Origin of the sequence: Butyrivibrio sp. VCD2006, assembly GCF_000423925.1 — a bacterium.
Classification (GTDB): Bacteria; Bacillota; Clostridia; order Lachnospirales; family Lachnospiraceae; genus Butyrivibrio.
This window is the reverse complement of sequence record NZ_AUIX01000076.1, coordinates 1-1,357: the sequence shown is the minus strand read 5'-3', so window position 1 is coordinate 1,357 and position 1,357 is coordinate 1. Positions and strand designations below refer to the sequence as shown.

The following is a 1,357-nucleotide window of genomic DNA, read 5'->3' as shown; positions in this document are numbered from 1 at the left end:
AAGAGTGAAAAATAAGTAGCGGATGAAACCGACTTAAATTAGAGGGACGAGATTTCCCGTCTCTCTGACAGGTTGATCATATAGGAAATCATTCATCAGTTATCGTTGCTTTTAACCAATGAAGAAATATCGTAACCCTGAGTTTTCAGATACTCAAATACGTTGGCATCATTTAAAACAACTTTGTGAGGATGATCATTAGGATCCATCAATTCCTTATAATCGCATGGAGTAAAAGTTTTCTTATCTTTCACCATGTGATATATGCAGACCATCATCATTCTGGCGATTGCTATTATTGCTTTCTTGTGACCACGACGATATTTTATTCTGCGGTATTTTATGGCAAAGTAAGGCTGTTTTTTACAAGCTATGGCAGCTAAAGCACATTGGACAATCATTGGTTTTAGATATGTTCCTGCGTTCATGATCTTTGTAGAATGCTTTTTACTGGCAGATTCATTGTTTCTTGGAGCAAGACCACACCATGAACAAAGATGTTCAGCATCTTCAAACACATTCATGTCTACACCGATTTCTGCAAGAATTATTGTGGAACTGAGCTGAGTCATTCCGGGCATTGTAGAAACATATTCGACGTACTCATAATAAGGTTTTATGCGTACATAGAGTTCTACTTCTGTCTGGGTAATCATGTTATCAAGATAATCCAAGTGATCCCAGGCAAGGTTTAGCTTTTTTGCTTGATCTGACTCGATGTTATAGTCCTTAATTGCAGCAATGATATCATCGGATTTTGCCTTGGCGCTTTTCTTGATCAGTTTACGTACGGCGGTTTCATCCAAGGATTCAGCTGTATGATCGAGGAGATAAGACATGATTTCAGTTGCAGTTTTACCGAATGGATCAGATACAATGTTAGCCAGAGCGATGTTTGAGACAGTCATGCAGTTTTGTATGCGGTTTTTCTCTGAGGATTTCATACATACAAGTTTGAACCGGTAGCGTGCAATTTCTCGGAGCTGTCGGAAGTCTTTCGGTGGAATAAAAGAACATCTTACAAGGTCAAACTTGTAGAGATCTGCAATCCATTTGGAGTCTTTCTTATCGGTTTTCTGACCTTTGATAGCTTTGACATATTTGGGATGGGTAAGGCAGACATCGATATCAGCTTCGAGATAATTGTAGACAGGAATCCAGTACTTACCAGTGGATTCCATACAGACGTGCTTGCAGTCATTTTCAAGCAGCCAGTCGTGGAGATTGGTGAGATCACTATTGATGGTAGTAAATGATCTCTGTTTGTAGGTTGAAATGCCAGCGTTATCAGTAGTTACGATGGTTGCAACGATGACCTTTTTGTGGACATCAAGTCCACTGCAGATGGGATAAACAA

The 1,357-nt window shown here is 39.4% G+C and carries 1 protein-coding gene; it reads right to left on the bottom strand.

Annotated elements, in window-relative coordinates; genetic code table 11:
* Positions 1-95: 95 nt before the first annotated feature.
* Positions 96-1,357 (bottom strand): IS110 family transposase (locus G586_RS0116965; RefSeq protein ID WP_155834250.1); only part of this gene is annotated, 1,262 nt, incomplete at its 5' end.